Below are 26,828 nucleotides of genomic sequence, written 5' to 3' on the forward strand. Positions count from 1 at the left end.
AACGCGGTTCCTCCATGCTCCGTTAGTTATTCGGATCCGCGGGCGGTGGACGGTGAACCCGGTGACATCGCCGCGGCGGTGTCGGCCGGGTCGTCCACGGGCCTGTCACGGCAGTCCGGGCACAACCCCCAGAAAGTGACGTCCGCCTCGTCGACCACGTATCCGGCGGCGTCGGACGGCTGCAGGCACGGGGCGTGTCCCACGACGCAGTCGACGTCGCTGACCACCCCGCACCGGCGGCAGACCAGGTGGTGGTGGTTGTCGCCCACCCGTCCCTCGAACCGGGCCGGGCTGCCGGCCGGTTCGATCCGGCGGACCAGGCCCGCCGCGGTCAGCGCGTGCAGGGCCTCGTACACCGCCTGCAGGGAGACGTGCCCGACGCGCTCGCGCACGCCTCCGGCGACGGCCTCGACACCGAGGTGGTCACCGGTCCGGACGGTTTCCAGGATCGCGACCCTGGCGGCCGTCACCCGCAGGCCGGCCCGCCGCAGCTCCGCCGCGGTGGTCGGGGTCTCGGGGTCGGTCATGCGTCCAACATATCCGGATAAACCTGAATGATTCAAGTCTTTGAGTCAACCGGGTTTGTGGATCAGCGGCCTGCCGTGCCCTGCCCTCTTCTCCTGGGGTCGGGTCATGTCGCCCGCGGCCGCAACGGCCATGCATAATCGGACATCCCTGGCACGACTGATCACGGAGAGTGATCGGCGCGACCGCCGACGGCTTGACTGGCGGCCTCCTCGACGGGATGACCGCCCGGCGACCGGCGGGGGCGGAGCCGTGATCGGACGTCGCTGGAGCTCCCAATGCAACGGGCTTCTGGGCGCCTGCCGTGTCCGAGACGGAGGCCGTAAACCGACAATCATCCCTTGACTCTTCGGTTACAGGGAAGGGCAAGGGGTCGCCACAGCTTGTAAACGTTTCTTTACTCTCTGTATCGCTTCGGTAACTGGTCGGCACTGAATTTGTGTGAGTGACTATTCATGCGGCGACATGCTGATGCAGCCGACCGCCGGACGGTCGGGCGCGGTGGCGCCGCCAAGGGTTCTCGATCGGGCGCAGACGCCCGGAGGGAGGAGTCACGGCACATGACCATGAGCTACGGGACCGCACTGCGGCGCGACGTCATGGGGGAGGGCACCACCCCGCTGATCGGGGTGTTCGACATGTTCTCCGCGTCCGTCGCCGCCAAGCACTACGACGGGATGTTCGTCTCCGGATTCGGGTTCGCGGCCTCCCACTACGGGCTGCCCGACATCGGGTTCATCGCCTGGCCCGACATGGTCGCCTTCGTCCAGCGGCTGCGCCTGGCCTTCCCCGAGCACCACCTGCTCGTCGACATCGACGACGGCTACGTCGACCCCGAGGTCGCCTGCCACGTCGTCGAACAACTCGAGATGGCCGACGCGTCCGGCGTGATCCTGGAGGACCAGGCCCGGCCGCGCCGCTGCGGCCACGTCGACGGCAAACGCATCCTGCCGCTGGAGGAGTACCTGGAGAAGCTGGAGCTGGTGCTGCGGACCCGCCGTGACCTGGTCGTGGTGGCCCGCACCGACGCCACCACCGAGGAGGAGATCCTGCGCCGCGCCCGGGCGCTGGCCGAGACCGACGCCGACGTCATCCTGGTCGACGGCGTGCGCAGCGTCGACTGGATCAACAAGGTCCGCGCGGTCATCGGCGATAAGCCGCTGCTGTTCAACCAGATCGCCGGCGGTCGCTCCCCGCGCCTGTCCCTGCCCGAGCTGGCCGACCTAGGCGTCGACGCGGCCATCTACAGCACGCCGTGCCTGTTCACCGCCCAGCGCGCGATGGACGAGGCGCTGCTGGAGCTCAAGCTCAACGAGGGACGGCTGCCCGAGGTCGCCGAGGGCTCCGGCGCCGTCGGCGTGCAGGAGGCCCTCGCCCTGCTCGAGAAGAACATCAGCCGCCACCGTCCCCGAGACTCCCGGCCGCGCAGGCAGACCGCAGGGTCGGCGATGTGACCAAGCAGAGTTCACCCGTGCCCCCCGCACAACCACCCACCCGACGCGGGCCACTGCGCCGCCTGGCGGTCAGGACCCACGCCGCCACCCCCCGCACACTCACCCGCCCCCTCCGCGCCGCGCTGACCGCCCCCCTCCGCAGCGCCCTCACCAAACCAACCCACCGGCAACGCCCCGCCGCCACCCCCCGCCCGCTCCCCACCACAACCACCGCCCCAACCAACCCCAAGTCCCCCCGCCCCCGCCGTGCGGTGTTCATGCGGCCGCTCCGCGCCACGTCGGTGCGGCTGCCCCGGGCGGTGTTCGCCGCCCCCCTCCGCGCCGCGCTCGCCAACCCGGGTCGCCGGGAACGCGCCGCCGCAAGCCCGCCTGCACCACCCCAGCCGGTCTCCGGCACGGCCCCCGATTCAGCCCGCCCCACGTCACCTCAGCCTCTCCACTCCATGTCCCCCCAGCCCCTCCCCAAGACGTCCGCCCATCCCCTCCGCCCCAAGTCCGCCCGGCCGCTCCGTGCTGCGTTCGTGCGGCCGTTCCGCGCGTTGGCTCGGCCGTTCCGTGCTGCGTTCGTGCGGTCGTTTCGGGCGGTGTTCGTGCGGCCCATTCGTGGTGCGTTCGCGGGGCGGGGCCGTGGCGCGTTGGCGCGGTTGTTGCGGGTGGTGGTTCGGCGGGGGCGGGTTGAGCCGTTCGTTGTGGCGGTTCTGGGGGCAGTGGGGGTGGCCGCGGTGGTTCCGGCTCGCGGTGAGGCGGCCGTGTGGCTCGATCGGGTCGTGGACGTGGCGATCACCGGCCTGTTCTTTCTCTACGGTGTGCGGCTGCCCACGCGGCAGGCGGTGGCGAGCATGCGCAACTGGCGGCTGCACGGGGTGATCCTGGCGATCACCTTCGGGGTCTTCCCGATGCTGGCGTTCGGGTGCGCGCTGCTGGTGCCGGACGTGCTGGACGCGGGCGTGGTGTTCCTGTGCGTGCTGCCGTCCACCGTCCAGTCCTCGATCATGCTGACCTCGCTGGCCCGCGGCAACGAGGCGGCCGCCATCTGCAGTGCCTCGCTGTCCAACCTGCTGGGCGTCGTGCTGACACCCGCGCTGGTGGCCGGGATGGTCTCGGTGGGCGACGGCGGGCTGCCGCTGTCGGTCGTCGTCGACACCGTGCTCCTGCTGCTGGCGCCGTTCGCGGCCGGGCAGGTGGTGCGCGGGTTCCTGGGGGACGAGCGGGCGTGTGCGTGGGCGGCGCGGCTGAAGATGCTCGACCGGGCCGTCATCGTGCTGGCCGTCTACATCGCGTTCGGCAAGGGCGTGACCGGCGGCGTCTGGGGCCGGGTGGCGGCGGCGGATCTGGCCGCGCTGCTGCTGGTCGTCGCCGGGCTGCTGGCGTTCGTGCTGGCGTGCGCGGCGCTCATCTCACGCGGCCTGGGCTTCTCGCACGGCGACCACATCGCGGTCCTGTTCTGCGGCTCGCAGAAGAGCCTGGCCAGCGGGCTGCCCATGGCCACCGTGCTGTTCCCCGGCGCGGCCGTCGGCGTCACGGTGCTGCCGCTGATGCTCTACCACCAACTGCAGTTGCTGGTCTGCACATGGCTGGCCCAGAGGCTGGCCCGTTCGGCCCCGGCGGGCGCGTCCGCCTGAACCCACGCGCCCGCCCTTCCCCGCGACCCCGGCCCGCCCCGCCCCGACCCACCGGGCGGGCCGGGTGTCGCCTCACCTGGACAGGAGTACTCATGCACGTCATCGGCAAGGCTCTGGTCGGCGCGGTGCTGCTGGGCGCCGTCGCCCTCGTCGCGGCCCCGGCCGCGGCGGCCGACCTGATCTGCAACTGCGCGCCGAGCATCGTCATCTTCAACAACACCGGCGCCGACAGCGGAAACGACAGCATTCTGGAGGTCGACCGGACGTTCAACCTCAACCGGGGCGCGGGCAGCGCCGGCAGCGACAACGAGGGCGCGTTCACCGACATCCTCCGATAGCCGCACATGGCCACATCGCCCGCCGGGACACATGCCGAACCCATGGCATGCTTGGTGCCGGCGAGCGGTGGGGGAGTTCAGTGATCAGACGGAAATACGGGGCGCTTGCGACGGCTGTGGCGGGAGCGCTGGCCCTGACGGCGTGCAGCAGCGGCTCCGGCAAGGCCGAGGCCGAAGGGAAGACGGCCGCCCGGCCCTCGGCGTCCCGCACGGCGGCGCCGCCGTCCACCGCCGCCCCGGCCAAGCAGCCGATCATCCTGGCGTTCGGCGGGGACGTGCATTTCGAGGGCAACCTGCGCGCGCGGCTGGCGCAGCCGTCCACCGCGCTCGGCCCCATCGCCAGGACGCTGCGCGCCGCTGACCTGGCGATGGTGAACCTGGAGACGGCCATCACGACGGGTGGTACGCCCGCGCCGGGCAAGGAGTTCACCTTCCGCGCCCCCGCGTCGGCGTTCACCGCGTTGAAGGCCGCGGGCGTGGACGTCACCTCCATGGCCAACAACCACGGCATGGACTTCATGGAGCCGGGCCTGCGCGACTCCCTCCAGGCGATCCGCCGCACGAAGTTCCCCACCGTGGGCATCGGACGCAACGCCGACGAGGCGTACCGCGCGCACCGGGTCACCGTGAAGGGCAACCGGCTGGCGATCGTCGGCGCCACCCAGGTGCTGGACGACCACCTCATCCCGCAGTGGACGGCCACCGACGCCAAGGGCGGCCTGGCGTCGGCGAAGAACGTGCCGCGCATGGTGCGCGCGGTCCGCGAGGCCCGCAAGGGCTCCGACCTGGTCATCGTCCACCTGCACTGGGGCGCCGAGCTGCAGCCGTGCCCGCTGCCCCGGCAGAAGGAACTGGCCAAGCAGCTCATCGACGCGGGCGCCGACGTGATCGTCGGCGGGCACGCGCACATCCCGCTGGGCGGCGGCTTCATGGAGGGCAAGTACGTCCACTACGGGCTGGGCAACTTCGTGTTCTCGTCCGCCAACGGCCAGACCGCCAACTCGGGGGTGCTGGTCCTGCGGGCCGAGAACGGCAAGATCACCGCGGCGAAGTGGAAGCCCGCCCGCATCTCCGCCGGGCTGCCGCGCCTGATGACGGGCGCGGCGGCGACGGCGGAGCTCAAGCGCTACAACGGCCTGCGCGGCTGCACCGGCCTGTCCGCCCGCCCCTGAGCGGTCGTTCCTGAGCGGTCGTCCCTGGCCGGGGACGGCCGCTCAGCCGTCGACCCAGTGGTTGTCGTGCTCGATGAAGAACCGGGCGCGCTCCTCCTCGGTCATGTTCGGCAGGTCGGCGATGCCCTCGAAGTAGCCCTCGCGCGGCGCGCCCGGGGCGAACAGCAGCAGCATCGACGCGGGTTCGCCCGACTCGTTGCGGAAGGCGTGCAGGCCGCCCGGCGGGACGTAGAGGAAGTCGCCCGGCGTCGCGTCGATCCACTGCCGTCCGTCGTACAGGCGCATCGTGCCGGACAGGATGAAGAACGACTCCGAGATGCCCCGGTGGAAGTGGGTGGTCGGGCCGGTGGGCGCGGGCCCCATGTCGATGCGGTACAGGCCGAAGTCGCCGTCCGTCGATCCCGTGGTGGCCAGGTAGTGGTACTCCACCCCCTGCCCGACGGTCGGCCCGCTGGAGATGACGGGCGTGGAGACGTAGTCGGGCGGCGTGGTCGCCGGCCGGTACGTCGCGCTGACCTCGCCGGAGTCGCCGGTGTAGCGGGGCGGCGGGTAGACCAGGGACATCGAGAACTCCTCACGTTGATAATCTCAACATTGAGAGATCTAACTCCGTCGATCTCTCAATGTCAATACTGTCAACGTTGAGATAGTTTGCCCGGGAGGTCCGGTGGCGGACGCGGTGGACAAGGTGCTGGAGCTGTGGCGCGCGGAGCGTCCCGACCTGGATCCCTGGCCGACCGCCGTCATCGGCCGGGTCGGCCGGCTCGCCCGGCTCCTGGACCGCTGGCAGAAGGAGTTCCTCGCGCCGTTCGGCATGGAGAACTGGGAGCTGGACGTCCTCACCACGCTGCGCCGCTCCGGCCCGCCCTACGAACTGACCCCCGGTGCGCTGCTGCGCGCGGCGATGGTGACCTCCGGCGCGATCACCAACCGCATCGACCGGATGGAGGCCAAGGGGCTGGTCGAGCGGGTGCCCGGCAGCGGCGACCGCCGGTCGGTGCGCATCCGGCTCACCCGGCGCGGCCACCAGGTGCTGGACGAGGTGTTCCCGCACGCCATCGAGCAGGGCGAGCGCCTGCTGGCCGTGCTGGACGACGACGAACGCGAGAACCTGGTCAACGCGCTGCGCAGCCTGCTGGAGTCGATGGGCGACACGTCCCTGGACTGACGGGCGCCCGCCGACCCGGCGGCGGTCAGGCGGTGCGGGCGGCGGCGATCAGGTCGCGGTACCAGGCGTAGGACTTCTTCGGCGTGCGGCGCTGCGTCGCGTAGTCGACGTGGACGAGGCCGAAGCGCGGGTGGTAGCCCTCCGCCCATTCGAAGTTGTCGAGCAGCGACCAGACGAAGTAGCCGCGGACGTCCACGCCCTCGTCGATCGCGGTGCGCACGGCGGCGATGTGCGCGTCCAGGTACTCGATGCGGGCGTCGTCGTCCACGCGGCCGTCCGGGCCGGGTTCGTCGGGGAACGAGCAGCCGTTCTCGGTGACGTACAGCGGCGGCAGCGCGGGCCCGTAGCGTTCCTTGAGCGCGCGCAGCAGCGACAGCAGGCCGTCCGGGACGACCGGCCAGCCCATGCCGGTGACCGGATGCCCCTCGGGGGCCGCATCCATGTCGAACGGCAGCGGCGCACCGGGGGCGGGGGCGCGCAGCCAGGTCGGCTGGTAGTAGTTGACGCCCAGGAAGTCGATCGGCGCGGAGATGACGGGCAGGTCCTGGTCCCGGACGTGCGCCGCCAGGTCGTCGGGCTGGACGGCCAGGTCGGGGAGGCGGCCGAGCAGGACGGGGTCGGTGAACAGGCGGTTCATCAGCGCGTCGAACGCGTCGGCGGCGTCCCGGTCGCCGGGGGCGGACGGGTCGGCGGGCCGCGCGGGCGAGTAGTGGTTGGTGACGCCGACCGCGCGGGCGCCGCGTCCGCGCAGCGCGGTCACCGCCAGTCCGTGGCCGAGCAGCTGGTGGTGCGCGGTGGGCAGGGCGGCCAGGCCGAGCGTCCGGCCGGGCGCGTACAGGCCGAACGCGTAGCCGTACGCGGTGACGACGACGGGCTCGTTCAGCGTGATCCACATCGTGACCCGGTCGGCGAGGCGTTCGGCGGCCAGGTAGGCGTACTCGGCGAACCGGTAGGCGGTGTCGCGGTTCATCCAGCCGCCGTCGTTCTCCAGCGGCTGGGGGAGGTCCCAGTGGTAGAGGGTCGCGGCGGGGGCGATGCCGCGCTCCAGCAGGGCGTCCACGAGACGGTCGTAGAAGTCGAGGCCGGCGGGGTTGGCGGGGCCGCGTCCGGTGGGCTGGACGCGCGGCCACGCGATCGAGAACCGGTAGGCGTCCACGCCCAGGCCGGCGAGCAGCCGCACGTCCTCGGGCCAGCGGCGGTAGTGGTCGCAGGCGACGTCGCCGGTGTGGCCGTCGCGCACCCGGCCGGGCTCGCGGCAGAACGCGTCCCAGGTCGACGGGCCGCGGCCGTCCTCGCCGACGGCGCCCTCGATCTGGTACGCGGAGGTCGCCACGCCCCACTGGAACCCGTCCGGAAGCCCCATCGCCACCCCTCCAAACGCGAATTTTGTTCGGATCCTAGGGGGTGGAAGCGCCGCCCACCAGACACCCGACCGCCCGCCCGGCCGGTGGAAACGGCCGGTGACCGGTGGTGCCGGGCGGCACCGCACGGCGGTGCCGTACCCGCTCGCAGAGGTGACAATGGTCTGGTGACCGAGCTTCGAACGCCGTTGCGCCGCCGTCCCGCCCAACGCCGCAGCGCCGAGCGCGTACAGCGCATGCTGGACGCCTGCGCCGAGATCCTGGACGAGGACGGTTACGACGGACTGACCACCACGCGCATCGCCCAGCGCGCCGAGGTGGCGATCGGCTCGGTGTACCAGTTCTTCCCCGACAAGCGGGCCGTGGCGCAGGCGCTGGCCCTGCGCAACCTGGACCGGTTCGGCGAGCGGATCTCCCGGCGGCTGGCCGACGCCGACTTCGACCACTGGTCCGACACGGTCGGCGCCATCATCGAGATCTTCGTGGACATGCACCGCACCGTGCCCGGCTTCCGGGTGCTGCGCTTCGGCGACGTCGCCGACGTCAACCTGCTGGACGCCGCCGCCGACAACAACTCGGTGGTGGCCGACCGGCTGCGCGTCATGATCGTGGAGCGGTTCGGCGTCGCCGACAGCCCGGAGCTGGCCCGCGCGCTGGCCATCTCGGTGGAGGCCGGCGACGCGGTGCTCAAGATGGCCTTCCGCCGCGACCCCGACGGCGACCCCGACATCGTCGCCGAGGCCGAGCGGCTCATCCACGCCTACCTCGCCCACCACATCAGCGACCGCTGATCCGGGATCTGTGGGACACTCCGCCCATTCCCCCTTCCCCCGGCCGGAGGACGAGAACGGTGGACGTCGACGAACTCCAGGCACAGACCCGTTTCCTCGTACGCCAGCGGGTGCGCCTGATGGTGAACCAGTACGAGGTCCGCTTGGCGGCGGCCGACGGCTCCGAAGGCGAGCTGGTCGCGTTCGCGCAGCAGAAGCGCATGGCCTTCAAGGAGCAGGTCACCCTCTACACCGACGACTCCAAGACGCGGCCGTTCGTGTCGTTCAAGGCCCGCAAGGTGATCGACCTGGGCGGCGCGTACGACGTGGCCGACGAGCACGGCGGGCCGATCGGCGTGTTCCGCAAGGACTTCCGCAAGTCGCTGCTGTCGTCGACCTGGCATCTGGAGCAGCCGGGCGTCGGCACCGCCACCGGCACCGAGCGCAACCAGGCCGTGGCGGTGCTGCGCCGCGTCTGGGAGTTCCTGCCGTTCGTCAACAACGTGCCGTTCGCCTGGCCGTACCACTTCGACTTCGCCGTCGACGGGCGCCCGGCGTTCTCGGTGGAGAAGAAGTTCGCGCTGCGCGACCGCTACGTCATCGACATCGCCGACCCGGCCCTGGACCGGCGTCTGGTCATCGCCCAGGCCGTGGCGCTGGACGCTCTCCAGTCGCGCTGACCTGCCGGGCCTTCGTCGCGGCGAAGACGTCCAGCATGATGCGGGTCGCGTCGATCCGCGTGGTGCTGGGGCCGGCGCCGAGCGCGGGGGAGCCCGGCCAGCTGTGGCCGCCGCCGGCGACGGTGTAGAAGTCCACCCGGGCGCCGTCCCGGCATCCGGAGCGGCTGACCAGGGTGACGCCCGCGGCCGCCTGCCGCCGGGAGGTGCGTCCGCAGCCGAACAGCCGCGCCCAGCGTTCGACCTGGCCGCGCACGGACGGCAGGACGAGCGGACCGCCGCCCGCCGGGTGCATCCAGTCCGGGACGCGTGCCTCGTTGCCGTTGTACGGGGCGCCGCCGCCGTACGGAATGATCGGGTCGGCCGTGCCGTGGAAGACGAGCATCGTCGTGGGCCGGGGGCTGGCGCACGGACGCGTCAGGTTCAGGCCCGCCACCGGCGCCACGGCCGCCAGCCGTCCGCCGAGCCCGCACACCAGCGCGGCCGACATGCCTCCGCCGTTGGAGAACCCGGTGGCGAACTCGCGCCGCGTGTCCACGCACAGCGTGCCCTCCAGGTGGTCGAGCAGGTCGCGGACGTAGCGGATGTCCACCGTGCCGCCGGCCATGCCGGGCAGCCTCCAGCCCCGGGGCCGGGTCGCGCCGTTCGGCTCGACGACGGCGAACCCGCGCGCCGCGCCCAGGCTCGCGACCCGGCTGTAGACGGCCTCCTGGAAGCCGTTGGAGCGCAGCCCGTGCAGGTCGAGGACGAGCGGGAGGGGCGTGCGGCCGTGGGAGCGCGGCAGCGTCAGCAGGTACGGGCGCCCGCCGAAGCGGTACTGGCCGCTGGAGACCGCGGGCGTCCGCGTGCACCCCTCGCTCGGGGCGGCCGCCGCGGCGGCCCTGCCCGTGCTCGTCGGCCGGCGTTCGGGCGACGAGCCGCGCGACCCGTTCACCGAGCAGGCGGTCAGCGTCAGCGCCATGCCGAGCAGCGGGGCGACGACCTGGCGAAGCACGCCTTCGATCGTATGCCCGGGGCGCCCGCGGCGCGGCCCGTACGGCCACGGGGGTATGGCCTCCGCGGGGCTTTACATGTTACGAAGAGATGTAAAGCACGTGGGCGGTACAAAGCCCGCGGGACGGCCCCGCGGCACAACCCCTCGCGTCGCGACAGCGACGTCGGCGCCCCGAGGAGGCACCCCGGTGACTTCGTTCGACTTCTACACCAGCCCCGTCCCCCAGGAGACGTGGAACGTCCCGATGTCCGGTGACACCCGCTTCACCTGGGAGTACGACGACGGCCGCGACCGGCTGCTGAGCCTGTACCAGAAGGGCAAGGACAAGCAGTGGGACGCGCAGAAGCGCATCGACTGGGACCTGGAGGTGGACCCGAACAACGTGGTCGGCCTGCCCGAGCAGTTCAACCCGCTGTTCGGCTCCCGCATCTGGGACCGGATGACCGAGAAGGAACGCCAGGAGTACGGCCGCCACCAGGGCTCCTGGCTGTTCAGCCAGTTCCTGCACGGCGAGCAGGGCGCGCTGAACGTCTCGGCCCGCATCGTGCAGACCGTGCCCGACCTGGATTCCAAGTTCTACGCCGCCACCCAGACCATGGACGAGGCGCGCCACGTCGAGCTCTACACCCGGTTCCTGCACGAGAAGATCGGCATGTACTACCCGATCAACCAGGACCTGGCCAGGCTGCTCGCCGAGTCGCTGGAGGACAGCCGCTGGGACCTGCCCTACCTCGGCATGCAGGTGCTCATCGAGGGGCTGGCCCTGGCCGCGTTCGGCGTGTATCGGGACATGTCGACCAACCCGCTGGTCAAGCAGCTGCTGGCGTACGTCATGCAGGACGAGGCCCGGCACGTGGCGTTCGGCCGCCTGGCGCTCAAGGACTACTACGCCGAGCTCACCGAGAAGGAACGGGCCGAACGCGAGGAGTTCGTCGTCGAGGGCTGCTATCTCATGCGCGACCGCTTCAAGGGCCGCGAAGTGGTCGAGAATCTCGGCCTGCCCGTGGACGAGTGCATGGAGTACGTCGAGAACTCCGAGATGTACACGCTCTACCAGTCCCTGCTGTTCAGCCGGATCGTCCCGTGCGTGAAGGACATCGGGCTGTGGGGGGAGAAGGTGCGGTCCGCCTATGCCGACATGGGCGTCCTGGACAACGCCAAGGCCGACCTCGACGCGCTGATGCGCCAGGATGAGGAGATCGCCGACGCCGTCGACCGGGAGCGTTACGAGCAGGAGCTGGCCGTCCGCAGGCAGGAGGTCGACGCGGCCATCGCCCTCGGCCAGGAGTCCTGACCTCCCGTTTCGGACCGGTTCCGCCCCTGAATTCGGCTGGCGCCCGACCGGTCCGGCCGCCCGGGTCGACGCACCACCCGGGCGGTTGCGTTTCCGGTCGCAATTCGTCCCGGCCGGGCCGATATGACCGGCCGGGACGATTCTCCCGCCGGACGGTCAAGATCGCGTACGGGGCGCGAAACGGCGTATGTCGATTCGCTAAATGTTCTTCTGCGTTGGCCAATTGATCCGGCGGTTCGCCCTGCGGCCGCCGGGGACGTACTAACGTCCTCGCACGTCGGTGTGCCGGAAAACCGCGTCCGGTGACAAGAACCGGTTCGGCGGCGTGCACACGCGCAAAGGTCGAAACGACCAACGCCGGGGGGATGAATGAATCGATCCGTCAGGAGCCTGCTCAGGGGCGCGGTACTGGCCCCCGTGGCCACCGCCGTGACCGTCGCCGCCGCACCGGGGGTGCTGGCCGACCAGGGGCCGGCCGGTGGTGCCGTCCGTCACAGCGTCGACACGATCGCCCCCGCGCCGCTCGTGCCCACCGTCGGGAAGGTCGCCAAGAGGCCCACCGCGGCGGTCGACGGCATGCTGGGCGTGCGCGGGAAGGCCGGGTCCGTCAAGGGTGACGGGCACACGGACCTGCAGTTCAGGGCCCGTCGCGCGCTGGGAGCCCGCGACGCGGTGAAGGCGCCGTGGCCCGGCGACTTGGACAACAACCAGGAGCAGTTCGTCGAAGTCAAGAGCGACTGCAAGACGGGCAATTCCCAGGAGACGTCCAACGACGGCGCCAAGGACTCCAAGGCCCAGCGCGAATGCGACAACAAGAAGCACGTCACGTCGTCTCGCGGCAAGGCCGACCCGTGGTTCAGGCTGGCCTCGGGCACCGCGCTGCCCACGGACGCCGCGCCCGTCAACGGCCGCCTGTCGCGGTCGCCTGGAAAGTCGGCCCGGAAGGCCGGCACCGCGCAGGGCGCGGTCGGCCGGTCGCAGGCGCGCCGGGCGCCGGCCGAGGATGCCCCGTCGGAGGCGGGTGTCGGCGGCGCGCTGCGCCAGCTGCTGGGCGGTGTGCTGAACAAGCTCGGGAACAACAAGCGGAAGTCGGACGCCGACAAGGACGCTTCGGAGATGGCGCCGCAGGCGCCGCAGGCGCCGACCGGCGCCGGCAAGCAGAATGCCGGCCGCCCGGCGTCCGGCCAGGGCGAGGCGCACGCCAAGAAGAGCGCGTCCGCCACGCCGCTGTCGCTGAGCTAGATGCCGGGAGGGCGTGGCCTGTCCGGCACGAATGGGGCAGACGGCACCCGCTGAACCGATCCCGTCACAACGGGGCGTCGCGCGATCCGCGCGGCGCCCCGTTCGCTGTTTGTGAACATTCCGGCTGACCACCAGTTATCTCCACGAGATCGACATCCAATGGTCAGCAAAGGCGATCTTGAAATTCGATCACGGTGCGTATGTGATCGACTTCAGCGGGCAAAAAGTCACCGTGACAAACCCCACAAACGACGGCCCACCGGTTGATTCCCGCGAATTTCAACGTACGGTCATGGACTTGTGTGCGGCGTCCGCCGGGATCCGTGATGCGCGAGTTCGGCGCCGCACCTGCCGGACGCCGAATTTCCGCGATGATGCGGTGGCGCTGATAACAGGCGCACGGTCAGCCGGGGCTCGCCGATGGCCCGCGGCACGTGCCCGCGGGGTCGTTCACCCCGGGACGGGCCGACCGTGCGCGGCGGGGGATTCCGTGACGCGACGATGTCCGCGCGGCCTGCCCGCCGCGCCGAACGGCGGTGCCAGAGGCCCGCCGGGCGTCCGGGGTCCTGTTCCCGACCGAAGGACTCTCCGTGGGTAGGTCTGGCGAGCATCGCCTCAAACGCCACTTCAGGAAAATCGTCATCATCTCCGGCGTCGCCGCCGCCGTTCTCGCGGCGGGCGCCTGGGCGCTGGCCTCGGCCGGCCGCGACCCAGGGGCCACGCGCGCCGCGCTCGACACGGCACCGCAGGCGGACCAGCCGCGCACCGCCCCCGACCGAGCCAGTCGCGGCGGGAGGCGCTCCCCCGACCCCTCCGCGTCCCCCAGTGCGTCGGCGTCCGCCGAGCCGTCGCAGCCCACCGAGACGCCCGCGCCCACCAAGGCGCCCGAGGAATCCGAGTCCTCTGGCTCCCAGGACGCGCTCAAGGCCCAGGCGAAGAAAAAGAAGAAGCGCAAGTCCAGGGTCGTGCGCACCGGTTCCTGCGAGGCGTCCTACTACTGGCAGGGGCAGACGACCGCCAGCGGCGAGCGGTTCGACCCCGACGAGCTGACCGCCGCGCACCGGAGCCTGCCGATGGGCACCAAGGTCCGTGTGATCAACAAGAACAACGGCCGTGCGGTGACCGTGCGCATCAACGACCGCGGCCCGTTCGTGGGCGGCCGCTGCCTGGACCTGTCCCGGGCGGCGATGGCCAAGGTCGGCGGCACCGGCTCCGGGGTGATCCCGGTCCGCTACCAGGTGCTGGCCCGCGCCTGACGGCCCGCCTCACGCCCTGGACGCCCGAGCGTCGCCCCCTTGGACGCCTGAGCGTCGCCCCCTTTCGACGCCTGAGCGCCCCCCGACGCCCCTGACCGTCACCGGCCGGTCAGCAGGTACCCCCTCGCCGCTCCCGCTCGCGGCCTAGACCCTCGACCCCTCGAAACGCACCGGAGCAGGCCCCTGCGCGGGCCCGTCGTCCGCCGTGCCGTCCTGGGGCCGGGCGGCCGCGGGCGGGGCGGCCCCGGCGCCCCCTGAGGCCGCCGCGACGTCCGGGAGCGTCTGCGACGCCGAGGCCCCCGCGCCGGCATGGTCGGCGCCGGTCCGGCCGTCGGCGGTGACCTGGCCGGAGCCGAGATCCGGGCTCACCTCGGCGAGCCGGTCGCGGAACCAGTCGGTGACCACCCCGTCGACCCGCACGGCCTCGGTGGTGGGCGGGCGCGCGTCGGTGCCGGGCTCGGCCGCCAGCGCGTGCCCCATCCGGAACGTGGCCGACTCCACCGCCGACGCGCCGCGCCGCAGCAGCAGGTCGCGCAGCGCGGTGATCTCGCCGGGCGGGACGAGGCGGTCCTTGGTGCCGCCGACGAGCAGCAGGGCCGCGTCCCGGGCGGCGACGTCGCCGGCGCGGGCGCCGAGGTCGAGCCGTTCGGCCAGCGCGGTGGCCCGCTCGTTCCAGTCGCGTTCGCGGGCCGAGCGCTTCTCCAGGGAGCGGGCGGCGTGCGCGGGCGCCACCACGGGCGCGACCAGCGCGGCGGCGGTGACCGGCACCACGCCGCGGGCCAGCGTCAGCAGCGCGACGGCGCCGCCCGCCGAGAACCCGGCCAGGCCGATCGGGCCGTCCCCGAGGCCGAGGTCGCGCCGCAGGTCGGCCAGCACGGCGGGCAGCCGCTCGACGGCCTGCTCGACCGCGGCCCCGTACGCCTCGACGCCCTCGGAGGTCAGCAGCGCGCCCGAGTCGAGGCCACTGGCCGGACGGCCGTCCACGGCGGGCAGTTCGAGGTAGACGCGCCAGGTCGGCACCCCGGTCAGCGGCAGTGCGGCGGCCAGCGCGGGCGCCGTGCGGGGCGGGTCGAAGCCCGGCCAGGCCACGATCAGCCGGGTGGGGCCCGCCGGGCGGGCGTCCACCGCGGTCGGCGGCAGGGCCAGGTAGCCGATGCCGTCGGCGGTGCCGGAGATGGGCCGGCCGACGTCGGGGCGGTACGGTCGGTCGCCGCTCATCTGCTCGTGTCAGCTCCTGGGGGTGTCGACTGTGCCGGGCGTGTGGGACCGGCCGTGCCGGCCGGTCGTGCGGGAACGCCGGGAGCCGGAGCGTTGGGAGCCGGCGCCCCTCCCACAACCCAGACGGTTCCCCAACATCATGTTTCCAGCGGACGGCGAATAATGCGGCCGAATCCCCGTAGCTCGTACGACCTAGTGACGCATTCCTCACTTCGGGTAACCCAAGCGGCTCCACCTGGGCAGGAGTGCGAGCATCGGGGGCGGGGACATGCGTCGCGTCCCCGTTGTGGGGGGACGAAACTCGCGCCAGGGGAACAAGTCTGGCGAATCGGGCGTCCAACAGTGGAGCGCGGCAGGTGGGTCCGGCCGGCCGCGCCCGGACACCGGCCAGACGAGAGGCGGACGAGGGAGAGCCTGTGAACAGCAAACGCAGAGCGGCGGCCGCGGGCCAGGCATGGCACATCTACAGCCAGACGCTCGGCCCCGACACCCCCGGGCTCCTGACGCGGATCCGCGCGGTGCCGCGCATGCTCAAGGCCGTCCTGCGCGGCGAGTACAAGGGGCTGCCGTACCGCACCCTGGGCCTGCTGGCGGTGGGGCTGGTCTACATCCTGTCCCCGATCGACGCCGTCCCCGAGATCCTGGTGCCCGTCGTCGGGCTCGCCGACGACACGGGCGTCGCGCTGTGGCTGGCGGCCGTGCTGGTCAAGGCGGCGGGCGACTACGTGAACTGGGAACGCGGCGGACGCCCGACGGTCGTCGTCGGCGACGTCATCGACTAGCGGCCCGCACGGACCGGGGCTCAGGACGGGCCGAGCTCGCGGGTGAAGCGTTCGGCCGCGGCGCGCATCACCGGCACGATGTCGGTGACGGCCTCGGCGGTCAGCCGCACGGACGGCCCCGACACCGAGATCGCCGTCAGCGTGGGCGCACCGGGCAGCGGCACGGCCACGCAGCGCACGCCGACCTCCTGCTCCTCGTCGTCCACCGCGTAGCCGCGTTCGCGGACGCGCGCCAGCTCCGCCACCAGGGCGTCGGCGTCGGTGATGGTGCGCGGCGTCTGGGCCGCCATGCCGGTGCGCGCGAGGATGCCGCGCACGGTCGGCTCGGGCAGCAGCGACAGCAGCGCCTTGCCCACTCCCGTGCAGTGCGGCTGGACGCGCCGTCCCACCTCGGTGAACATCCGCATGGAGTGCCGGGACGGGGCCTGCGCCACGTAGACGACCTCGTCGCCCTCCAGGACGGCCATGTTGGCGGTCTCGCCGACCTCGTCCACCAGCCGGGCCAGCGCCGGACGCGCCCACGTGCCCAGCAGGCGGCTGGCGCCCTCGCCGAGCCGGATCAGGCGCGGGCCCAGGGCGTACCGCTTGGACGGCTCCTGCCGGACGTACCCGTGGTTGACCAGCGTCCGCATCAGCCGGTAGATCGTCGGCATCGGCAGCCCGGACACCTCGGTCAGCTCCGACAGCGCCATCTCGCCGCCCGCGTCGGCCAGGTGCTCCAGCAGCTCGAAGGCGCGCTCCAGGGAGCGGACGGCCTGGGCACCGCCCGCCCGGGCGTTCCCGGCCTGCGCCACCGGCGGCTCCTTTCTCGCGACCGTCCGATTCTACGGAGAGTCGATTTCGGTGCGCGAAAGAGACGGCGTATGTTACGCAGAGTGATCCACTGGAAATAATCTTCTGAGCCCGGCGCCGACCGGCGCCGTCCCCCCGGGCGGAGGAGGCCGCAGACGAGGGGGAGCGGGTGCCTACCGGGGAACGTGTCGTGTTCGGACGCGCCCGGGCCCGGCGGCGGGCCCGGCTTCGCACGTGGTTGCGAACCCGGCTTCGTGGCCGGTGGCCGGTCCGGCTGCCGACCAGGCGGTGGGGCGTCGCGATGCTCGGGGGAGCGCTGGCCGTCCCCCCGGTTCTGCTCACCGGCCCGCATGCGGACGCCAGCGATGTACGGCTGACCGCCTCGGCGACATTGGTCGGCGCCCGCACGCTCGCCCGCGAACGCGTCCACACCTACGCGTTCACGGTGCGCGCCCACGGGGGCAGGGCCCGGAACGTGTGGCTGAGCCTGTCCGCGCCCAGACCGTTGTCGTGGGGGCGGCATCCGTCGCAGTGCGCGGCGGCGGGGCAGCGGCTGCGATGCGTGCTGGGGGACGTCGAGCGGTCGCGGCGGCTGCGCGTTGACGTCCGGGTTCCGCGCGCGTCCCGCCTGGCCCGCCTTCCCGCGCTCACCGCGCTGGTGACGGCGGGCAACGCCGACCGGCCGTCCCGGGTGCGGATCGCGCCCCCGCCCGTCGGCCTCCCGGCGGACGTGCCTCCGGTGCCGAAGGTCCCGAAGATGCCGAAGATGCCGAAGGCGCCGGACGGGCCCAAGACGCCGCCCGAACTGGACTCCCCCAGCCGGCCCGACGTGACGATCTCGACGCCGAGGCCCGACAAGCCGCACAAGCACGTCCCCAAGCACAAGTACAAGCTCAAGTACAAGGACAGGGCGAAGAGCGGGCACAAGCCGAAGGGCAAGCACAGGCCGAAGCTCAAAACCGGTGAGGCGCCCAACGTCGCGGGTGCCCCCGAGAAGCCGAAGAGGCCGTCCACGAAGCACAAGCGGCCCACCCCGCACGCGACGTCGACGTTGAAGGGCGGGCGCGAGCCTTCGGCGAAGGTGCCGCCTTCCGGCCTGGTGCCCGTCCCGCAGCCCACACAGGGCACCGCGCCGAGCCACGCACCCAGCCAGGCACCGAGCAAGGCACCGGACCAAGCGCCGAGCAAGGCACCAGACCAGGCGCCGAGCGCCGGGCCGAGCAGCGCGCCGAGCAGGGCACCGAGCAACGCGCCGGACAACGCACCGAGCCAGGCGCCGGAAGCCGCGCCGGGGACCGTGCCGCCGTCGTCGCCGGGCGCGGGCCAACCGATGCCGCCCATGCCGTCCGCGTCGCCGCCGTTCGTGGCGCCGCCCGACGGTCGGCTGCCGCTGGCCGGCAACGGCATGACGCTGATCTCGCCGACCGGCCTGTACGGGCAGACCGGGACGCCGTGGCTCGTCGTGCTCGGCATGGTCGTGGTCGCCGAGGTGGCGCTGCTGTGGCTGGCGACGTGCCTGGCGCTGCTGCGCAGCCGTCTGACCGAGTCCATGGCGGTACGGGCCGCCAGGCGCTCGCAGGACGTCCTCTGACGGAGGGGCGCGGGAGCCGCGAGGTTGACGCGTGCGTGTCGTCACCCGGGTGACGGCCGTCCTAACGCGACACGGGTGAACGGACGGCTTCCGGATCGATGGACGTCACATCGGTCGGACCATACCAAAACGGTAATTGCCTCACTAAGCTATCCGGCTAACAGTAAACGCCCTCGTTGCGGACAGGGGATCCGGTATGTCAGAGGCGACGTTGCAGTGTCCCAAGTGCGATTCGGCCCTTCACACCCATGAGCGGCATGGCGTCATCATCGAGGAATGCCCGGGGTGTCAGGGGGTGTTCCTCGACCGCGGCGAGCTGGAGCAGCTGATCGACGCCGAGAGCCGGTACCTGGCCGAGCTGTCGGACGGGGAGAATCCGCAGACCACCTACCAGGGGAGGCATCGCCGGGGCATCGTCCAGCAGATCTTCTCGGGCGGTGCCGGCTGACCGCCGCCGTCGACGCGAGGGACCGCGCCCGCGCCGGGTCTCCGGGGCGGTGGCCGGGAAGCGGTCGAGAACGGCGCGCGCACCCAGGGTGACCGTTTCCGGGAAACGCATATCGGCCGGTAATTCCGCTTGTCATCCGGGTGATAAATCGTGCTTGCGGTAATGTGCCGCGCACGCGTGTCACTCTTCTGTACCATCGGGTAACTTCGCGCTGCACGATCACCGCCGCGTGCCCCCGGAGGGCGCCGGACACCGGGAGGCCGGCCGGGACCAGCGGAGCCGGCCGGACCTCCGTCCGACGCCGCACGCGGCCCTTCCCCCCGGAGATGATCTATGGCACTGGGCTCGCTGCTTCCCGAACTGGCGCCCGGCGGTTCGGGCCGTACCCCCCTGATCGAGCGGGTCGCCCGGTGGGCCGCGGACAAGCCGGACGCCCCCGCCTTCACCTTCGTCGACTACTCCCTCGACCCCGCGGGGGTGCAGGTCACCGCGACGTGGGCCGACACGCACCGGCGCGCCCGCGCCATGGCGACACGCCTGCGCGCCGCCGCCGAGCCGGGCGAACGCGCCGCGCTGCTGCTGCCGCAGACGCTCGACTACATGATGACGATGCTCGGCGCGATGTACTCGCACGTGGTGGCGGTGCCGCTGTTCTCGCCGGACCTGCCCGGGCACGCCGAGCGGCTGCTGGGCGCCTACGCCGACGCCGCGCCCGCCGTGATCGTCACCTCGCGGGACGCGCTGCCGCACGTGGAGAAGTTCCTGGCCGACAACGACGTGCCGCGGCCCCGCGAGATCGTCTTCGCCGACGAGGTGGACGAGGCGCTCGCGGGCGACTGGCGCGACGAGCCGATCGGCTTCGACGACCTGGCGTACCTGCAGTACACCTCCGGCTCGACCCGCCGCCCCGCCGGGGTGGAGATCACCCATGGGAACGTGACGGCCAACGCGGCGCAGCTGTGGGCGGGATGGGCGCCCGAGCGGCCCGACCCGGAACTGGTGAGCTGGCTGCCGCTGTTCCACGACATGGGGCTGATCGCCACGATGGCGCTGCCGATGGTGAACGGCGACCACGCCATCTACACCGACCCCGTGTCGTTCGTCATGAACCCGATGCGCTGGCTGGAGCTGATCGCCGAGCGGCCCAACAAGAACGTCTACACGGCCGGGCCGAACTTCGCCTACGAGTACGTCGCGTCCCAGGCGACCCCCGAACGGCTCGCCGGGCTGGACCTGTCCGGCCTGGTGACCTGCCTGAACGGGGCCGAGCCGATCCGCACGTCCACGCTGTCGGTGTTCGCCGGCACGTTCGGCCCGGCGGGGCTGCGGCCGGGCGCGCAGGCCCCGGGGTACGGGCTGGCCGAGGCGACGGTGTTCGTGTCCGCCGCCGCCGACGACACCCCGCCCAGGGTCGTCCACGCCGACCGGGAGGCGCTGACACGCGGCGAGCTGGTCCTGTGCGCCGAGGGCTCCGACCGTGCCGGGGCGCTGGTGTCGTGCGGACGTCCCGTCGGGCAGATCGTCGCGATCGTCGACCCGGAGACCCGGCGCGAACAGCCGGACGGGCGGGTCGGCGAGATCTGGGTGCACGGGCCCAACACCGCGCACGGCTACTGGCGCAACTCCGAACGCAGCCGGGAGACCTTCGGCGGCGAGCTGGCCGAACCGGGCGACCTGCCCGCCGGGCCGTGGCTGAAGACGGGCGACTACGGCGTCGTCCACGAGGGCGAGCTGTACGTGACGGGCCGCATCAAGGACCTCATCATCGTCGACGGCCGCAACCACTACCCGCAGGACGTCGAGGTCACCGTGCAGGAGGCGCACGACGCCGTCCGACCCGACCACGTCGCGGCGTTCTCCGTCCAGGGCGACGACTCCGGGGAGCTGCTGGTGGTGGTGGCCGAACGCAACCGCCGCGTCCCGCTGGCCCGCCTGGACCTGGCGGAGGTGGAGAACGCCGTGCGCGCCGCCGTCACCGTCGAGCACGAGATGAGCGTGCACGACTTCCTGCTGGTCGAGCCGGGCGCGGTCGTCCGCACGTCCAGCGGCAAGATCGCCCGCTCCGCCACGCGGCAGCGGTATCTGGACGGCGCGCTGCCCACCACCCGGCAGCGGCTGGAGTCGCGCCGCAAGGACGGTTAGCCTCGGCCCCGGCCGCCACCCGGCCGGGGCCACGGCCGCCGGACCGCAACCGGCGGCCCCGACAACACGGGAGGACCATGCTCGCCGGGCTGGGGCGTGTCATCCACCGACGGCGCTGGACCTGCCTGGTGCTGATCCTGCTGGGCACCGTGCTGGCCGGCGGCTGGGGCCTGGGCGTCTTCGAGCGGTTCAAGCAGGGCGGCTTCGAGGACCCCAAGGCGTCGTCCACCCTCGTCGCCAAGCTGGGCGCCACCTACTTCGGCAGCACCAACCCCGACGTGCTCGTCCTGTACCGCAGCGACACCATGACCGTGGACGACCCCCGGTACATGGCCGCCGTGGTCACGACCGTCGCGCGGCTGCCCACCGACCGGGTGGCCGAGCAGATGTCGTACTGGTCGTTCGAGGGCGACGACGCGGACTCGTTCGCCTCCCGCGACCGGCACCAGACGTTCGTCGCCATCAAACTGCGCGGCTCGGACGACGCCGCCAAGGCGCGCAACTACGAGGCCGTCAAGGACCGGCTGGACGCGCCCGGCCTCGACACCCGGCTGGGCGGCAGCGTCCCGCTCGGCCTGGAGTTCGGCGAGCAGGTGGTGACCGACATCGTGCGCGCCGAGACCATCACCGCGCTGCCGCTGCTGATCCTCCTGCTGCTGCTGTTCGGCGCGATCACCGCGTCCCTGCTGCCGATGGTCGTGGCGCTGTTCTCCATCGTCGGCGGCCTGGCGGTGCTGCACGCCGTCACCTACGTCACCGACGTGACGTCCTTCGCGCTGGAGGTCGTCACGATGATGGGCGTCGGGCTGGCCATCGACTACTCGCTGTTCGTGGTGTCGCGGTTCCGGGAGGAGCTGGCGCACGGCATGGCGGAGCGTGGCGTCCCCGACGGCAAGCCGTGGAAGTCCGCCGACGACCGCCGCGAACGCCGCGCCGCCAGGAAGGCGCACCGCAAGACGCTGGACCCGATCCGTCAGGCCGCGCTCGCCCGCACCCTGGCCACGGCGGGACGCACCATCGTCGTCTCCGGCGTGACGGTGTCGGCGGCGCTCGGCGGCCTCCTGCTGTTCCCGCAGATGTTCCTGCGGACGATCGGCCTGGCGGGCATAGCCACCGTGCTCGTCGCCGTGTTCGGCGCGACCGTCCTGCTGCCGACCATGCTGGCGTTGCTCGGCCCCAGGGTGGAGTTCGGGCGCATGCCATGGCGGCGTCCCGGGCGCGCGCGGCGCGACCCCGACTCCGGCTTCTGGTACCGGCTCGGCCACAGCGTGATGAAGCATCCGCTGCCGTACTTCGCGGTGACGCTGGCGATCCTGGGCGTGCTGTTCGGGCCGTTCCTCAACGTGCAGTTCTCCAGCGTGGACGCGCGCGTCCTGCCCAAGGACAGCCCCACCCGCGCCGTCGTCGAGACGGTCAAGCGCGACTTCCCCAACGGCTCGGCCGAACCCATCGACGTCGTCATCTCCGGAGACCTCGTCCCACGCAACTGGCGGCCGACGCGCCAGGGCGACAGCATCCCGCCCTACCTGGAGAACTTCCGCAAGAGCCTGGCCGCCCTTCCGGGCGTGACCGACGCCCGCTTCACCGGCTACTCCGGCACCTACGGCGGCGTGCGCGTCTCCGTCACCCACCGGTACGAGCCCATGGCGCCCCAGGCGCAGGACCTGGTGAAACGCATCCGGGCAATGGAGCTGTCCAAGGACGGCTACCCGTTGCACATCGACGTCGGCGGCAGCACGGCCGGGCAGATGGACCTGATGTCCAGCCTCATGCGCAGCCTGCCGAAGATGGCGGTGTTCGTGGGCGTGGCCACGTTCCTGCTGCTGTTCATGTTCTTCGGCTCGCTCGTCCTGCCGCTCAAGGCGATCGTGATGAACGTGCTGTCCATCGGCGCGTCGTTCGGCGCGATCGTGTGGGGCTTCCAGTACGGCCACCTCGCCGGACTGCTCGACTTCACCCCCACCGGCGGCGTCGAGGCCACCAGCATGATCCTCATCCTGGCGGTGGTGTTCGGCCTGTCCATGGACTACGAGGTCTTCCTGCTCAGCCGCATCCGCGAGGAATGGGACCGCACCCGCGACAACCGCACCGCCGTCGCCGTCGGCATGCAGCGCACGGGCGGCATCATCACCAGCGCCGCCCTGCTGTTCCTCGTCGTCATCGCGGCGTTCAGCACGGCAGGCATCACCGTGGTCAAGCTCATCGGCGTCGGCATGTTCGTGGCGGTGGTGGTGGACGCGGTGCTCGTCCGCTCCCTGCTCGTCCCCGCCACCATGCGCTTCATGGGCTCCGCCAACTGGTGGCTGCCGGGCCCCCTCGCAGGCCTCCACTCCCACATGGACCTCCGCGAACGCGACGACGTACCCACCCCCGCCCCCGCACCTTCGCCTGCCCCCGCCCCCGCACCCGCGCCTCAGGCGTCCAAGCCACCGTCTCCCATCCCCCTGCAGTGGGAACCCGCCCCCGAACCACCTTCCGCAACGCAGCACGCCGGGCCCACGGCAACGAGCACGAACGGCGCTGAGCGCGCGCGTGCGTCTTCCGGTGTTGCACCCACAGGGCGAGCACGCACGCGAGAGGGCGCCAACGGCCACGCCCGCAATGGCGTGCGCAAGGACGGGCCGTGGCGTCCCTGGGCGGACGGGCAGCCGACGCCACCGCAGCGGCAGGCCGTCCAGAGCAAGCGGGAAATCGTGCCGGCCCCGGACGGAACCGGATGGCGCTGGAAGGACGACGTGTAGCCACTGCGGCCGCCGTCGGACGGTGCATGACTCGCCAGCCGCAGGCGCGCCCACGACGGCGATGTGAAGGCGCATCCTGACATCGCCGTCCCCCGGGAGCAATGCCGTTCGGATCTCCCTGTAGGGTTGAGTTTAGATCTAAACTCAAGGGAGGTTGGCATGACGCGCACGATCGTGGTCAGCGGCGGCGGCACCGGCATCGGCAGGGCGGTGGCGGCGCGTTTCGCGGCCGACGGGGACCGAGTGGTGATCATCGGCCGCCGCGCGGACGTACTGGAGAAGGCGGCCGGGGAGCTGGGCGGCACCGCACTGCCGGCCGACCTGAGCGAGCCGGCGGAGGTCGAGCGGGTGCGTGCTGTCCTGGCGGATCGTTTCGGCTCGATCGACGTGCTGGTCAACAACGCGGGCGGCAATGTCGAATGGCGCGGCGGCCGCGACGGCGTCGCGGAGCGGTGGACGGGCAACTTCCGGGCCAACGTGCTGACGGCGGTGCTGCCGACCGAGGCGTTCCGCGACCTGCTGAACCCGTCCGGGCGGATCGTGTTCATCACCTCGATCGCGGCCTTGCGCGGGTCGGGCGGCACCTCGTACGGCCCGATGAAGGCGGCCCTGCATCCGTACGCGTTCGACCTCGCCGCCGCCCTCGGGCCGCGCGGCGTCACGGTGAACGTGGTCGCCCCGGGGTTCATCGAGGACACCGAGTTCTTCGGCGGCGCCCTGGACGACGAACGCCGCGCGACGCTCGTCGCCCAGACCCACACCGGCCGGGCCGGGACGCCACAGGACGTCGCCGAGACCGTGCACTGGCTCGCCTCGCCCGGCGCCGGGCACGTCACCGCGCAGATCATCCAGGTGAACGGCGGAGCCGAACGTGGCCGCTGAGCCGCCGCGCGACCACGCCGACGCCATCCAGGACGCCTGGCGGCGCGAGCTGCCGGGCGTCCCGGTGGAGTCGATCGGGGTCATCACCCGGATCTGGTGGGCCGCCAAGGTCTTCGGCGACGAGCGCCGCCGTCTCCTCGCGAATCTCGGCGTGGACGTCGCGACGCTCGACCTGCTGTCCACGCTGCGGCGCTCGGGCCCGCCGTACCGGATGAGCCCGGGGGAGCTGGCCGAGGCGTGCATGGTGACGCGCGGCGCGATCACCCAGCGGGTGGAGCGGGCGGTCAGGGCAGGGCTGGTCGAACGGACCACCACCGGGTCGGGCTACCACGCACGCGCGGTGACCCTCACCGACGCGGGCAACGCCCTGCTCGACCGCGTCGTCGCCGACCTGCTCGCGGCCGAAGACCGCCTCATCGGCCACCTCGCACCCGAACGCCGCGAGCAACTCGCCGACCTGCTCCGCGAACTGCTCGCCGGCCTCGGCGGCCCCACCCTGACCGGCCAGGTCGGAGACTGACCACGTCCCCCAGACGAACTCACTCGCCGTAAGGTGTGCGGCTGGTCGACGACCTCGCGCAGCGTATTGGCCGACGATCACACGCTGATGCGGCGCGCGCTGCGGCTGCTCTGAACGCCCAACCGGCCCCGACCCTCCACGGCCGGTAGGCGGTCAGGCCCGCGGCCGTGCCAGTCCTGATTTCCGTCACTCAGCGTGGTTGGACGTTGAATTGGGCAGCGTCTGAAAGGAGTTGTGGACGGAACCCGTGGGGATGGTGGGCCGCCATTCGGTGAGCAGGACGGTGGCGTCGTCGCTCAGCGCCCCGCCCCTCTGTTCGCTGAACAGGCCATGGATGAGGCGGCGTAGCGCCTCGGGCGCGGACATGCCGGCCGCGGTGGTCCGGATGATCGTGTCGGCCAGCCGGTCCACTCCGAACTGCTCGCCCTCCGGGGTCCGTGCTTCGGTGACGCCGTCGGTGTAGCACAGCAGACGGTCGCCCGGCTGGAGCGTCTCGCAGCGGACGCGCGGCCTCGCGCCCTCCAGCAGCCCCATGGGCGGGTCGGGCAAACCGGGCAGTTCTTTGACCACCCTGTTCCGGCGGATCAGCAGCGGCGGTGGGTGACCGCAGTTCACCCACTCCAGCCGGCCGGTCCCCGTATGCAGATTGATCAGCAGGCCGGTCATGAACCGCCATTCCGGAGAGTGCTCGCGGATCGCGGTGTCGGCGAGCAGGGCGATGTCGGTCAGGCCGCCGCCGGCGCGGCGGGTGCTGCGGCAGGAGGCCAGACCCACGGCTGCCACCAGCCCGGCCACCAGGTCGTGCCCGGCGGCGTCGAACAGCGAAAGGTGCACCGTGTGGTCCATGCTGGAGAAGTCATAGGCGTCCCCGCCGAGCCGGTAGACCGGTTCGGCGGCGGCGGAGATCACCACGTCCTCGGTGGCGTAGGTCTGGCCGGGCATGAACGCCCACACCATCTCGGCCGACAGATGCATCGGCTCGCGGCGGCGCACCTGGTCGAAGGCGTCGCTGTGGACGCCATAGCTGGCCACCAGCAACCCCACCATCCCGGCGAGCAGATGGCATCGTTGCAGCACCTGCTCGTCCAGATGCTCGAGCACCAGTTCCAGCACACCCAGCCGAGCGGTACCGTCCAGTAGCGGCAGCCACACACGATGCTGCCGCACCGGCTCATCCACCAGGGTCACCTCGCCGGGTGTGTCGCTGTCTTCGGCCGTCACCACGGTCAGCTTCCGGTAGGCCAGCCCGGCCACCGTGCCCTCGATCCGCACCACGCCGCGATCCGCCACTATGGCGCCCGGATCGCGCACGTCCACCTCGTCACTGATGTCGGCGACGATGTCGGCGTGCGAGGGCAACGGCACGAGCACCGTCTCCTGCAGATCGGCCAGGTAGACCACCGCGCGCCGGACACCCAGCGGCTGGGCATGCTCCATGATCACATCGGCGAGCTGAGCGGGCGGCTGGACCCGTGCCACCCGCAGCACCTCGGCCAGCACCCGTTCGCCCACCGACAGATCGGCAGATGCGCCACCGTTCATGGCCTCAAACCCGCAACGACCGATTGATACGGCCACCGGTTCCGCCGCCGCGCCCTTCACCAGGCGAAACCACTCCCTACCTACACTACGCGCGTCTAGCACCAGTAGGAGCGACGCTGACGGCGCCAAAGACCGCCTGCAAAAAATCAGCGCGCTCCCCCGGTGAGGCGCTGAAAAAGGATCATGCTCATCCCGGCCGCGCCGGGCCACGGGCCGCCGTCCAAAGCCCGGCGGCTCCCGGTCGGCGCCGGGGTACCGCGCGGCCGCTCCCCCCGCCGCCTGGACGCCCGCCGCGCC

24 protein-coding genes are annotated in these 26,828 nt (G+C 72.1%); 17 read left to right on the plus strand and 7 right to left on the minus strand.

Going from position 1 to position 26,828, the window contains the following annotated elements; all coding sequences use genetic code 11:
- Window positions 1–26 precede the first annotated feature (26 nt).
- Window positions 27–527 carry a Fur family transcriptional regulator gene (locus ABD811_RS26785; protein WP_344953004.1) on the minus strand — a complete coding sequence of 167 codons (501 nt, stop codon included), beginning with the start codon at window positions 525–527 and terminating at the stop codon, window positions 27–29.
- Window positions 528–1,085: 558 nt separating this feature from the next.
- Between ABD811_RS26785 and ABD811_RS26790 the strand changes: the two genes are divergently transcribed.
- From ABD811_RS26790 to ABD811_RS26805, 4 genes are all read left to right on the plus strand, one after another.
- Window positions 1,086–1,979 (plus strand): isocitrate lyase/PEP mutase family protein, encoded by an 894-nt coding sequence (locus tag ABD811_RS26790; protein WP_344953006.1) that lies wholly within the window; start codon window positions 1,086–1,088, stop codon window positions 1,977–1,979.
- Window positions 1,980–2,635: 656 nt separating this feature from the next.
- Window positions 2,636–3,601, plus strand: coding sequence for a bile acid:sodium symporter family protein (locus tag ABD811_RS26795; RefSeq protein ID WP_344953062.1), 966 nt, complete (start codon window positions 2,636–2,638; stop codon window positions 3,599–3,601).
- Between the two features lie 92 nt (window positions 3,602–3,693).
- On the plus strand, window positions 3,694–3,939 hold the full coding sequence (locus ABD811_RS26800) for a hypothetical protein (protein ID WP_344953008.1): 246 nt from the start codon (window positions 3,694–3,696) through the stop codon (window positions 3,937–3,939).
- Window positions 3,940–3,986: 47 nt separating this feature from the next.
- A complete protein-coding gene (locus tag ABD811_RS26805) occupies window positions 3,987–5,111 on the plus strand; it encodes a CapA family protein (RefSeq protein ID WP_425549463.1) in 1,125 nt (374 codons plus the stop codon).
- Between the two features lie 42 nt (window positions 5,112–5,153).
- Here the strand turns inward: ABD811_RS26805 and ABD811_RS26810 are convergent, their stop codons facing one another.
- Window positions 5,154–5,675: a cupin domain-containing protein gene (locus tag ABD811_RS26810; protein WP_344953012.1), complete on the minus strand. Its 522-nt coding sequence runs from the start codon at window positions 5,673–5,675 to the stop codon at window positions 5,154–5,156.
- Between the two features lie 103 nt (window positions 5,676–5,778).
- On the opposite strand from ABD811_RS26810, the gene ABD811_RS26815 reads away from it, so the two are divergent.
- Complete coding sequence (locus ABD811_RS26815; protein ID WP_344953014.1) at window positions 5,779–6,279, plus strand: MarR family winged helix-turn-helix transcriptional regulator; 501 nt, start codon at window positions 5,779–5,781, stop codon at window positions 6,277–6,279.
- Between the two features lie 25 nt (window positions 6,280–6,304).
- On the opposite strand, the gene ABD811_RS26820 is transcribed toward ABD811_RS26815, so the two are convergent.
- Entirely contained in the window at window positions 6,305–7,642 is a 1,338-nt protein-coding gene (locus ABD811_RS26820) for a GH1 family beta-glucosidase (protein ID WP_344953016.1), read from the minus strand.
- A gap of 165 nt (window positions 7,643–7,807) precedes the next feature.
- Here ABD811_RS26820 and ABD811_RS26825 point away from each other — a divergent pair, with 165 nt between their 5' ends.
- Together ABD811_RS26825 and ABD811_RS26830 are read left to right on the plus strand one after the other, a co-directional pair.
- Window positions 7,808–8,431, plus strand: a complete 624-nt coding sequence (locus tag ABD811_RS26825; protein ID WP_344953018.1) for a TetR/AcrR family transcriptional regulator — start codon at window positions 7,808–7,810, stop codon at window positions 8,429–8,431.
- A 59-nt stretch (window positions 8,432–8,490) separates the two neighbouring features.
- Window positions 8,491–9,090 (plus strand): LURP-one-related family protein, encoded by a 600-nt coding sequence (locus ABD811_RS26830; RefSeq protein ID WP_344953020.1) that lies wholly within the window; start codon window positions 8,491–8,493, stop codon window positions 9,088–9,090.
- Here ABD811_RS26830 and ABD811_RS26835 read toward each other — a convergent pair.
- Window positions 9,047–10,081: a CE1 family esterase gene (locus ABD811_RS26835; protein ID WP_344953022.1), complete on the minus strand. Its 1,035-nt coding sequence runs from the start codon at window positions 10,079–10,081 to the stop codon at window positions 9,047–9,049. The genes ABD811_RS26830 and ABD811_RS26835 overlap by 44 nt on opposite strands.
- Before the next feature lie 187 nt (window positions 10,082–10,268).
- Between ABD811_RS26835 and ABD811_RS26840 the strand changes: the two genes are divergently transcribed.
- The 3 genes from ABD811_RS26840 to ABD811_RS26850 all read left to right on the plus strand — a co-directional run bounded on the left by ABD811_RS26840 (window position 10,269) and on the right by ABD811_RS26850 (window position 13,873).
- Window positions 10,269–11,375 (plus strand): ferritin-like domain-containing protein, encoded by a 1,107-nt coding sequence (locus ABD811_RS26840; protein WP_344953024.1) that lies wholly within the window; start codon window positions 10,269–10,271, stop codon window positions 11,373–11,375.
- Between the two features lie 369 nt (window positions 11,376–11,744).
- Entirely contained in the window at window positions 11,745–12,617 is an 873-nt protein-coding gene (locus ABD811_RS26845; protein ID WP_344953026.1) for a hypothetical protein, read from the plus strand.
- 590 nt (window positions 12,618–13,207) lie between these two features.
- Window positions 13,208–13,873 (plus strand): septal ring lytic transglycosylase RlpA family protein, encoded by a 666-nt coding sequence (locus ABD811_RS26850; RefSeq protein ID WP_344953028.1) that lies wholly within the window; start codon window positions 13,208–13,210, stop codon window positions 13,871–13,873.
- Between the two features lie 144 nt (window positions 13,874–14,017).
- Here the strand turns inward: ABD811_RS26850 and ABD811_RS26855 are convergent, their stop codons facing one another.
- Window positions 14,018–15,091, minus strand: coding sequence for an alpha/beta hydrolase (locus ABD811_RS26855; protein ID WP_344953030.1), 1,074 nt, complete (start codon window positions 15,089–15,091; stop codon window positions 14,018–14,020).
- A gap of 416 nt (window positions 15,092–15,507) precedes the next feature.
- Here ABD811_RS26855 and ABD811_RS26860 point away from each other — a divergent pair, with 416 nt between their 5' ends.
- Window positions 15,508–15,873 (plus strand): YkvA family protein, encoded by a 366-nt coding sequence (locus ABD811_RS26860; RefSeq protein ID WP_344953032.1) that lies wholly within the window; start codon window positions 15,508–15,510, stop codon window positions 15,871–15,873.
- 20 nt (window positions 15,874–15,893) lie between these two features.
- Here ABD811_RS26860 and ABD811_RS26865 read toward each other — a convergent pair whose 3' ends face one another.
- Complete coding sequence (locus ABD811_RS26865; RefSeq protein WP_425549464.1) at window positions 15,894–16,565, minus strand: IclR family transcriptional regulator; 672 nt, start codon at window positions 16,563–16,565, stop codon at window positions 15,894–15,896.
- 401 nt (window positions 16,566–16,966) lie between these two features.
- Between ABD811_RS26865 and ABD811_RS26870 the strand changes: the two genes are divergently transcribed.
- The 6 genes from ABD811_RS26870 to ABD811_RS26895 all read left to right on the plus strand — a co-directional run bounded on the left by ABD811_RS26870 (window position 16,967) and on the right by ABD811_RS26895 (window position 24,989).
- Window positions 16,967–18,256 carry a hypothetical protein gene (locus ABD811_RS26870; RefSeq protein ID WP_344953036.1) on the plus strand — a complete coding sequence of 430 codons (1,290 nt, stop codon included), beginning with the start codon at window positions 16,967–16,969 and terminating at the stop codon, window positions 18,254–18,256.
- 196 nt (window positions 18,257–18,452) lie between these two features.
- Entirely contained in the window at window positions 18,453–18,704 is a 252-nt protein-coding gene (locus tag ABD811_RS26875) for a TFIIB-type zinc ribbon-containing protein (RefSeq protein ID WP_344953038.1), read from the plus strand.
- A 333-nt stretch (window positions 18,705–19,037) separates the two neighbouring features.
- Window positions 19,038–20,846, plus strand: coding sequence for a fatty acyl-AMP ligase (locus ABD811_RS26880; protein WP_344953040.1), 1,809 nt, complete (start codon window positions 19,038–19,040; stop codon window positions 20,844–20,846).
- A gap of 77 nt (window positions 20,847–20,923) precedes the next feature.
- Window positions 20,924–23,587, plus strand: a complete 2,664-nt coding sequence (locus ABD811_RS26885; RefSeq protein WP_344953042.1) for an MMPL family transporter — start codon at window positions 20,924–20,926, stop codon at window positions 23,585–23,587.
- Between the two features lie 159 nt (window positions 23,588–23,746).
- Complete coding sequence (locus ABD811_RS26890) at window positions 23,747–24,469, plus strand: SDR family NAD(P)-dependent oxidoreductase (RefSeq protein WP_344953044.1); 723 nt, start codon at window positions 23,747–23,749, stop codon at window positions 24,467–24,469.
- Window positions 24,459–24,989: a MarR family winged helix-turn-helix transcriptional regulator gene (locus tag ABD811_RS26895; protein ID WP_344953046.1), complete on the plus strand. Its 531-nt coding sequence runs from the start codon at window positions 24,459–24,461 to the stop codon at window positions 24,987–24,989. The genes ABD811_RS26890 and ABD811_RS26895 overlap by 11 nt, the downstream gene beginning before the upstream one ends.
- 186 nt (window positions 24,990–25,175) lie before the next feature.
- Here ABD811_RS26895 and ABD811_RS26900 read toward each other — a convergent pair whose 3' ends face one another.
- Window positions 25,176–26,591, minus strand: a complete 1,416-nt coding sequence (locus ABD811_RS26900) for a PP2C family protein-serine/threonine phosphatase (protein ID WP_344953048.1) — start codon at window positions 26,589–26,591, stop codon at window positions 25,176–25,178.
- Between the last annotated feature and the right edge of the window lie 237 nt (window positions 26,592–26,828).

It is taken from the genome of Actinomadura miaoliensis (genome assembly GCF_039536785.1).
GTDB classification, from domain to species: domain Bacteria; phylum Actinomycetota; class Actinomycetes; order Streptosporangiales; family Streptosporangiaceae; genus Spirillospora; species Spirillospora miaoliensis.